Here is an 8,126-nt window from a genome sequence, read left to right as displayed (position 1 = left end):
CTGCGCGACTCGATGTCCCGCGTGCAGAACCTCAAGGTCGGCGAACCGAAGGCCGCGGCGGACGGCCGCGAGGACGTTCCGGTCACGTTCACAACCGGCGGCGCGAACTACACGAGCGACTTCATCGTCGAGCAGACGGGCACGGACTGGCTGTTCTTCCCGCAGTGGAGCATCGTGCCCGCGCCGCTCCCCACCGTCGAGGCCTCGGTGGTCAACTCGACGCGCGCGACCCTCAACGGCACCCCGGTGAACATGCCCGCTGGGCACAACTCGTTCCCCGTGTTCTACCCAGGCAGCTACGTCGGTTCGCTTGCCGGCCAGTACTTCGCCGCCGACGCCAAGACCGCCGTAGCCTCGCAACGCAACAGCCAGGCGCAACTCCCCCTCGAGACGAAGGCCACGCCCGCCCTCACGGGCGCGATCGAGGCGAAGGCGAAGGAGTTCCTCGACGACTGCGCCAAGACCGCCTCGTCGAAGCAGCAGCTCCAGCCGGGGTGCCCCTTCTCCTACGCGACCGGCAATCGGATCGTGGACGGCTCGATCGCGTGGGGCATCACGGACTACCCGAAGGCGAGCGTGACCCCCTACAACGGCCAGTGGATCGTCGCCCCGCTCACCGGAAAGGCCCACCTCGCGGCGCAGCAGATCGACCTGTTCACGGGACGGCAGAGTCAGCTCGCGGTGGACCGCGGCTTCACGTTCACCATGAAGATGGACGTCTCCGGGTCCACGATCACGCTGACGCCCGTGATCGGCTGAGGCGCCGCCGGGATTCCCTGCCTCTGCGTCCGCCGTCTTCAGGCTCGCCGTCCTGGGGCTCGCGGTCTTGAGGCTCGCCGTCCTGAAGCTCGCCGTCCTGAAGCTCGCCGTCTTGAGGCTCGCCGCTTTGGGGCCCGCCGTCTTGAGGCTCGGCGTCCGTTCGCTCGATCGGGGCATCCTCGAGCGGGGTCAGCGTCAAGCTGATGAGCTGGGCTGTTCCGCCCGCTGAGTGGAGCGAGATCCCGGTACTCGAGGGGTCGGGGTAGATCAGGTCAGTGATCGTCACACGGCCGCCCTGCGCGAAAACCTCGACGGACGAGGCGTCGACGTAGACCTGCAGCGCAAGGCGCCCTCCGACGAGTTCGACCGGGGCCGTCTCCTTCGAGGCAAACGCCGGGCCGAGGTCCGCGCGCCCCGAGGCCGTGCGGTCCACGACGAGCGCCCCGCGCTCCGTGTCGTACGCGATCCGAGTTGCCTCGGCGCCCCCCTCCCGAAGGAGGATGCCGAACTCAGACGAGGTCCCGACGTCGAACGTTGCCTCGATGAGGCACGGCTCCTCGCCCCAGGCGAGTCCGAGCGGGTGCGTGCCCGCGGGGATGTCGGTGAGGCCGCGGGAGCGGACCGGGCCGGCGGGCGCGAGCCCGGCGACGGCACGTTGACGCAGGACGATCCGGCCGTCGGCGGTATGCAGGCTGGCCTCCCGCGGAAGGGTCATGGCGCCGCGCCACGGGAACGTGGGAAGCGTCCGGGCGTACTCCCAGTTGCTCATCCAGCCGATGAGGACCCGGCGGCCTTCCGGCGCGTCGTTGAAGGAGACCGTGGCGTAGAAATCCCGGCCGTAGTCCAGCCGCTCCCATTCGGGCTGGCCGGAGTGGAAGGATTCCCGGCCACCGAGGGCCGTGAAGGTGACGCCGTCGAAGTCGCCCACGAAGAAGAGCCCCTCGGATCCGCGCTCGCCCGGCTCGAGGTTGATGTTGACGATCAGGACCCACTTCATGTGATCCGAATCGCCGTCGACGGGCAGCGGGAACAGGTCTGGGCATTCCCAGATCTTGCCCACGGGCGCCGACGAGGTGAACTCGCTCAGATACGTCCAGTCCTTGAGGTTGTCGGAGCGGTAGAGGACGACTTTTCGATCGACGGCCTCAACGGCCACCATGACCCAGTACCCGCCGGACGCGCTCGAGTAGCGGAAGACCTTCGGATCGCGGAAGTCGGACGAACCGCGGTCCAGGACCGGGTTGCCCTCGTGCTTTCGCCAGGTCTCGCCGCCGTCCACGCTGTACGCGAGGGACTGCGCCTCGATGCCGGCGGACGGCGAACCGTCCGTGTAGTGGCTCGTATAGATCGCCACGAGCGGCACGCTGCCTGGCTCGCCAAAGCCGCCCGTGTTCCCGTGGTCGACGACCGCACTGCCCGAGAAGATCGCCTCGTTCTCGTCGCACAGGATCGCCACGGGGCGGTCCCGCCAGCGAATCAGATCCGGCGAGACCGCGTGTCCCCACGACATGTTCTCGTGATCGGTGCCGTACGGATTGTTCTGGAAGAAGAGGTGATAGACGCCGTCCGCGTAGACGAGCCCGTTCGGATCATTGATCCACGTGTCGGCAGCGGTGTAGTGCATGCGGGGGCGGTAGGCCTCGGCGGCGAAGGATGCTGCCGTTTGGTCTTGGGTCATGGTCTTCTTTCACGTGTGGTCAGATCCTCGCCGGGGGCTTTCGGGTCTCAGCGGAACGAGCCCGCGGTGATCCCCTCGACGAAGTACCGCTGGGCGAGCAGGAAGATGGCAATGCTCGGGATGAGGGCGACGACGACGCCCGCCAGGACGATCGAGATGCTGCCGGTGCCGAAGTTGCCCTGGAGCGAGACGAGGCCCACGGGCAGGGTGAAGTTGTCGGTTGACTGGAGGAAGATGAGCGGCCGGAAGAACTCGTTCCAGTACGCGGAGAAGTTCAAGACGGCGAGCGTGGCCATGGGCGGCAGCGCGATCGGAACGTAGATCCTCGAGAAGATCTGGAAGTTGGACGCGCCGTCCACGCGGCCGGCCTCCGCAAGCTCACCAGGCATCTGGAGGAAGTACTGGCGCATGAGGAACGTTCCGAAGGCGCCGCCGATCGCCGGGACGACGAGCGAGGCGAGGTTGTCCGAGAGCCCGAGGTAGCGGATGAGGATGAAGATCGGGATGATCGTTGTCTGCGCGGGAACCATCATGGTCGCGAGGACCATCGCGAAGACGGCCCCCTTGCCGCGGAAGCGCACGAGCGCGAACGCGTAGCCGCTCATCGTCGAGGTGATGAGCTGCAGGACCACGATCGCGCCGGTGACGATGACGCTGTTGAGGAAGAACGTGGCGAGCGGAACCTGTTCGAACACGGCCGAGTAGTTCGACCACACGGGCGCCAGCGGGATCCACTGGGGCGGGTTGCTGAACGACTCCGCGGGGGTGCGGAGAGACGTCGAGACCGTCCACAGGATGGGCAGGACGAAAGCCGCCGCGATGATGATGAGCAGGATCAGGCCCAGCCCGCGCCACGCCTTGCGGGTGACGGCGTGGGGAACCCCGAGCTGCGGCGCACCGGCCGCCCGGGTTGGGGCGGTGGGGGCGGGGGTTGTGCGTGCTGTGCTCACGAGTAGAACACCCACTTCCGGGAGATGTAGAACTGCAGCCCCGTGATGGCCAGCAGCAGGACGAACAGCACCACCGAGATCGCCGAGCCGTAGCCGAACTGGATGTTCTGGAACGCAGTGCGGTAGATGAGCATGACGGTCGTGGTGGTCGCGTCGCCGGGGCCGCCCTTGGTCATGACGTAGGGCTGGTCGAAGATCTGCATCGCGTTGATGAGGCCGATCACCGACGCGAAGAAGATCGTCGGGCTGATGAGCGGCAGCTTGATCGAGAAGAACGTCCTGATCGGCCCGGAGCCGTCGATCGAGACCGCCTCGAGGACGTCCTTGGGCAGCGAGCCGAGGGCGGCGACGAACAGGATGAACACGAATCCGAGCTGCTGCCACACGGCCACGATGACGATCGTCGCGGTGGCGCCTCCCTGCGAGCTCAGCCATTGCATCTGGGGCAGGCCCAGGAGCTGAAGGTAGTAGTTGATCACGCCGAAGTGGTCGTCGAAGAGGTAGCTGAAGACGATCGAGATCGACGCGGCGGAGACCAGGAGCGGCAGGAAGAACGCGGTGCGGAAGATGGACCGCGCCCACGTCGAGACCCGCTGCTGGACGAGGATGGCCATCGCAAGCCCGATGACGATCTGCAGCACCACGATGAGGACGGCGAGCAGCGCCGTGACGCCGAAGGAGTGGATGACGGCGGTGTCGGAGGTGAGGTGGGCGAAGTTCTGGAGGCCCACGAACTCCGGCGGGCTGATGATGTCCCACGAGAAGAACGAGAGCACGAACGTGAAGACGATCGGGGCGGCCGTGAACACGAGGATCGTGAGCGCCGAGAGGGCGATCATGAGCCACCCAAAGGCGGCCTCGCGGCGGTGCGCGCGATGCGCGTTGCGACGTCGGGTCGGGGCCCCCGATCCCCTGGGGCCCACGGCCCCAGGGGAGTCGGTTCGGATTGCGGAGAGAGACATGACTAGCTTCCGATCGCGGCAGCGGCGGTCTCGAGGTCCTTCTGCAGCCCGTTCAGCGCGGACTTGGCGTTGCCCGAGGACATCGCCTCGGTGGTGCGCTGGTTGAGCGCGTTGGCCATGGCGTTGTAGTACGGCGGGGCCGGGATCGGCGCCGTGTTCGGCAGCTTGTCCAGCGTGTCGTAGAACACGTTCCAGTTCTTCGGCCCGGTCGGCGCGTACCGCTCGGCGGTCATCATCGAACGGCGAGACGGGGTCGTCGAGTTGCCGGCCGTGAGGATTTCGATCGCGGACGGCTCGACGAGGGACTTGAGGAACTCCCATGCGAGGTCCTTGTTCTTCGAGGACTCGAAGATGCCGTAGCCGCCGGTGCCGAAGAGGTGGCGCTGGACCTTCCACTTCGGGAAGTACTGCACGTCGAACGTGTCGGGGCCCATGCCAGCGTTGTGCAGGCCGCCGGCCCAGAAGCCTCCGCCGATCGCCATGCCGATCTTGTTGTTGGAGAAAAGGCCCTGCAGGGTCGATCCGCCGCCGACGTCCGGCTTGGCCGAGAGCCCGCTGTTCGCGAGCTCGACCATGAGGTCGAGCGACTCGACCACGGCGTCGGAGTTCGCCGTCGGGGCGCCCCACTTCCAGCCGCCCTTGCGGCCCTGCGCGGCGGGATCGCCCGAGTAGAACTGGCTCCAGAGCCAGTCGCCGCCGTCGTACTTGCCCTCGGTGACGAGGTTGCCGCCGTTGGCGTACATGAACGAGGTCCACGAGCCCCACAGCCGGACGACCCAGTCGAACGGGACGGTATCGGGGTTCTTCTTGATGGCCGTCGCGACGGACTTGAAGTCGTCCATGGTCCAGTCCGCCTTGGGCACCTCGAGGCCGGACTTCTTCAGGAGCGACGTGTTGAAGTACATGTTGCCGGCGTTGAAGTCGGTGGGCAGCTCGTACAGGTTGCCCTGGTACATCATGGCTTCCACGAGCGAGGGGTGGACATCCTTGAAGTAGGGCGCGAGCTGGTCCTTGTCACGCTTGACGAAGTCGTCGAGCGGATGGGCGAGCTTCTTCTGGGCGAACAGCTGCACGCCCTCGGTGGCCACCGAGACAATGTCCGGCGGGTTCCCCGCGGCGATCTGCGTCAGGACCTTGGTGAAGAAGTCGTTCCAGTCCGTGCCGTTGATGCCGTTGAATTTGACCGTCACGCCGGGGTTGGCCTTGATGAACGAATCGGCGACCTTCGCCGTCTTGTCCGCCTGCTGCTGCGTTCCGAAGTAGGCAACGTTCAGGGTCTTCGATCCGGACGCCGAGCCGGCGTTGCCGGGCGCGCACGCGGACAGGCCCGCGGCGCCGAGAAGGGCCGCTCCCCCGACGAGGACGGAGCGTCTCGAAACCGACTGGGAAAGGAAGGAACTCATATCGAACCTCTCTGTTCATACGTATGAATAATACGTATGAACGAGTGTGAGGTAGATCCCAGCCGGTGTCAAGGTCGGTGGTGTGCGAGCCGCCTAGGCGCGGCGCGGGGGCGCGATCGAGTCGCGCCGAATCAGCTCGCTGGGGACCGTTGCCCCCGTTGGAGTCTCGCCGTTTTCGAGTGCCTCAAGGAGCTGTTCGGCCGCGACGCGCCCCATCTCGTAGTGGGGAATTGTGACGGTCGTGAGCGCCGGCGTGACCTCGTCGGCGAACTCCTCCTGGTCGTCGTAGCCCACGAGGGAGAGGTCCTCGGGAACCCGGAGCCCGCGCTCGAGGGCGGCGAGGAGCGCCCCTGCGGCCATCCGGTCGTTCCCGCAGACGAGGGCCGTGATGTCCTCGCCCGCGTCGAGGATGCTGTGCGTGAGGGCGTAGGCCGATTTCATCTGGTAGTTGCCCGTATAGATCCACTCCTCGTTGACGGGAACGTTCCGTGCGGCGAGTTCCTCGCGGAATCCCCGTTCGCGCTCGATGCGCGCGGGATCGTCAGCCGGTCCGCCGAGGTACGCGATGCGCCGGTGGCCCATCTCGAGGGCGGCGCTCGCGGCGAGCCGCCCTCCTCCCACCTCGTCCGGCACGACGGCGGGCACGGCCCGTCGCGGCGAGTGCCACGCGTTGATGAGGAGGGACGGGAGCGAGGAGAAGCTCTCAGGGGTATCCACCTCGTGCCACGACATCGCGGCGTAGAGGAGCCCGTCGACCTGGCGGGCGAGCAGGGTGTCCACGGCCGCCGCCTCGATGTTCGTGTCCTGCTTCGCATCCACGAGGAGGAGCAGGTAGTCCCGCTCCCACGCATACTCCTCGGCCCCGCGGAGCACCTTGCCGGCGTACGGCGACGACGCGATCCGGTCGGTGACGAGGCCGATCGTCCGGCTCCGCTGGAGCCGAAGGTTGCGCGCGGTCTCGTTCGGGCGGTAGCCGAGCTGGCGGATGGCCTCCCGGACGCGTAGCTCGGTTTCCGGCGGAATCTTCCCCGTCTGGTTCACCACCAGGGAAACCGTGCTTTGCGACACGCCCGCCAGCACGCCCACGTCCTTCATAGTGGGCGTGGCGAAACCTTTTGGCTTGCGGGGGACCATGGCCGTAATCCTAGTAGCTGGCTCGCCGCGCCCGACTCCGGGGGAAACGCCGCGGATTCCGACCAGGACTCACGCCCCACGAACCGTGTCGCGGCAGGACACGCCGGGGATCCCGCCGTCGTCCGCGCCAATCACGGTCGGAATCCCCGGTGTCAGTCCATCCCGCGGAGGTCGAGCGTGAGGACCGACTCGGCGCCCTCGCGGAGCACCACCGGAATGCCCCAGTCCTGCTGGTACAGGTGGCACGCGGCGTGGTCAGGGATCTCCTCGCCCGGCGCGCCGTCGCACGCCGCCGCGCGGGCGGTGATGTGCAGGACGCCCTCGGCGACCTCGGGGTTCAGGGTGATCGTCCTCGTCAGGCCCTGCGACGTCCCGCCGCCTGAGCTGAGAAACTCCGGCGGAGTCGACGAGATCTTGAGCTGCGTCGGGTCGCCCCAGCGGTTGTCGAGCTTCTGGCCTGTGGGCGCCTTGAAGCGCACCGTGAGTGCGAGCGCGCCGGGCGCGAGGGCCGAGGCAGGCCGCTGGGTCTGGCTTGCGCCCTCGTCGACCTGCTGCGCGTCCTTCGGGATGGAGATCAAGGCCAGCTCATGGCGGTTGGACTCGGTCACCAGGAGGCGCGGCTCGCCCTCGCCCGACGGCTGGATGACGACGACGTCGCTCGGCTCCGCGAGGCCCCTCGCCAACGTCGACACGGCCTGGGCGGCGGGATCGTAGCGGCGCACCGCACCGTTGTACGTGTCCGCGACGGCGACGGAACCGTCGGGCAGGACGGCGACGCCAAGCGGGTGCTGGAGGCGGGCCTGGCCCGCGGCGCCGTCGCGGAAACCGAAGTCGAAGAGCCCCTTGCCCACGGCGGTCTCGACGCGAACGCCGTTCGCGGGGCTCGCGCCCCGGCCGTTCGGGCCCGTCTCCCCGAGCACGAGCTTCCGCAGAGCCGACGTCTCCGAATCCGCGACCCACACGTTGCCATCGGCGTCGATCGCGAGGCCCGAGGGCTGCGCGAACCACGCCTCGGGGCCCGGGCCGTCGAGGAGTCCCTCAAGCCCCGAGCCCGCAAGGATCGCGACCTCGTTGGTGACGGGGTCAAAGGTGAAAATCTGGTGGGTTCCGGCCATGGCCACCACAACCTTGCGCAGCCTCTCGCTCCACACCGCGTCCCACGGCGAGGACAGCGACACGCTCGTGCCGTGCCCGAGGAGGCCGATGTCGACGGCGTCGCCCGCGTAGTCGGCGTGCTCGC

Annotated in this window: 6 protein-coding genes and 1 pseudogene; 1 reads left to right on the top strand and 6 read right to left on the bottom strand. The window is 67.7% G+C overall.

The genetic code is table 11. The annotated features are described in order from the left end of the window. Nucleotides 1-759: hypothetical protein (locus ACLN58_RS14370; RefSeq protein ID WP_415855944.1), on the top strand; the 759-nt coding region annotated here is incomplete at its 5' end. Here the strand turns inward: ACLN58_RS14370 and ACLN58_RS14365 are convergent. The 6 genes and pseudogenes from ACLN58_RS14365 to ACLN58_RS14340 all read right to left on the bottom strand — a co-directional run. Next, entirely contained in the window at nucleotides 734-2,437 is a 1,704-nt protein-coding gene (locus tag ACLN58_RS14365) for a glycoside hydrolase family 32 protein (RefSeq protein ID WP_415855943.1), read from the bottom strand. The genes ACLN58_RS14370 and ACLN58_RS14365 overlap by 26 nt on opposite strands. Before the next feature lie 47 nt (nucleotides 2,438-2,484). Next, complete coding sequence (locus ACLN58_RS14360) at nucleotides 2,485-3,387, bottom strand: carbohydrate ABC transporter permease (protein ID WP_415855942.1); 903 nt, start codon at nucleotides 3,385-3,387, stop codon at nucleotides 2,485-2,487. Beyond that, nucleotides 3,384-4,310: a carbohydrate ABC transporter permease gene (locus ACLN58_RS14355; protein WP_415855941.1), complete on the bottom strand. Its 927-nt coding sequence runs from the start codon at nucleotides 4,308-4,310 to the stop codon at nucleotides 3,384-3,386. Before ACLN58_RS14355 ends, ACLN58_RS14360 begins: the two co-directional genes overlap by 4 nt. A gap of 41 nt (nucleotides 4,311-4,351) precedes the next feature. Continuing rightward, nucleotides 4,352-5,752: an ABC transporter substrate-binding protein gene (locus ACLN58_RS14350; RefSeq protein ID WP_415855940.1), complete on the bottom strand. Its 1,401-nt coding sequence runs from the start codon at nucleotides 5,750-5,752 to the stop codon at nucleotides 4,352-4,354. 93 nt (nucleotides 5,753-5,845) lie between these two features. Further along, entirely contained in the window at nucleotides 5,846-6,886 is a 1,041-nt protein-coding gene (locus tag ACLN58_RS14345; RefSeq protein WP_415855939.1) for a LacI family DNA-binding transcriptional regulator, read from the bottom strand. Between the two features lie 152 nt (nucleotides 6,887-7,038). Then, nucleotides 7,039-8,126 (bottom strand): annotated as a pseudogene (locus ACLN58_RS14340) (hypothetical protein); the annotation flags it as partial.

The sequence above is a fragment of the Sinomonas sp. G460-2 genome (assembly GCF_047759905.1).
In the GTDB taxonomy this organism is placed as follows: Bacteria; Actinomycetota; Actinomycetes; order Actinomycetales; family Micrococcaceae; genus Sinomonas.
This window is presented reverse-complemented; position numbering and strand designations above follow the sequence as displayed.